The sequence below is a fragment of the Mesorhizobium sp. M2A.F.Ca.ET.037.01.1.1 genome (assembly GCF_003998075.1).
Taxonomy (GTDB): Bacteria; Pseudomonadota; Alphaproteobacteria; order Rhizobiales; family Rhizobiaceae; genus Mesorhizobium.
Map to the genome: position 1 here is coordinate 1 of NZ_RZSA01001598.1, position 790 is coordinate 790.

A 790-nucleotide genomic window follows, 5' to 3' on the forward strand; every position below is an offset into this window, starting at 1 on the left:
ATATAGTTGGTCAGGCAGTTGAGCAGCGTCGTCTTGCCGGAGCCGGTGCCGCCCGAGATGACGACATTGCAGCGGACACGGCCTATGATCTTGAGGATTTCCGCGCCTTGCGGCGAGATGGCGCCAAACTTGACCAGCTGGTCCAGCGTCAGCTTGTCCTTCTTGAACTTGCGGATGGTGAGCGCGGTGCCGTCGATGGAGAGCGGCGGCGCGATGACGTTGACGCGCGAGCCGTCGGGCAGGCGCGCGTCGCAGATTGGGCTCGATTCATCGACACGACGGCCGACCTGGCTGACGATACGCTGGCAGATGTTGAGCAGCTGCTGGTTGTCGCGGAAGCGGACGCCGGTCTGTTCGACCCTGCCGTTGACTTCGATGTAGACGTTCTTGGAGCCGTTGACCATGATGTCGGCTATGTCGTCGCGGGCGAGCAGCGGCTCCAGCGGTCCATAGCCCAGAACGTCGTTGCAGATATCTTCAAGCAGCTCCTCCTGCTCGGAGATCGACATCGCGAAGTTCTTGATCGCGATAATATCGTTGACGATGTCGCGGATTTCCTCGCGCGCGCTTTCGGGATCGAGCTTGGCGAGCTGCGACAGATCGATCGTGTCGATGAGCGCGGAGAACACCTGGCTCTTGGTGTCGTAGTAAGTCTCTGAGCGCTCGCGCTGGATCCTTCTTGGCGGCTCGGGCGCCATCGGCGGCGCCTCCACGGGACGGCGAGCCGGCGGCGCAGCCGGCGCGGTGGACGCCGGCACGGCCGGCCGCTCGGCCGTCATCGTTCCCGTCG

The 790-nt window shown here is 63.7% G+C and carries 1 protein-coding gene; it reads right to left on the minus strand.

Going from position 1 to position 790, the window contains the following annotated elements; genetic code table 11:
- A partial coding sequence (locus EOA27_RS38615; RefSeq protein WP_145970911.1) for an ATPase, T2SS/T4P/T4SS family occupies positions 1-779 on the minus strand: 779 nt, incomplete at its 3' end.
- Positions 780-790 lie beyond the last annotated feature (11 nt).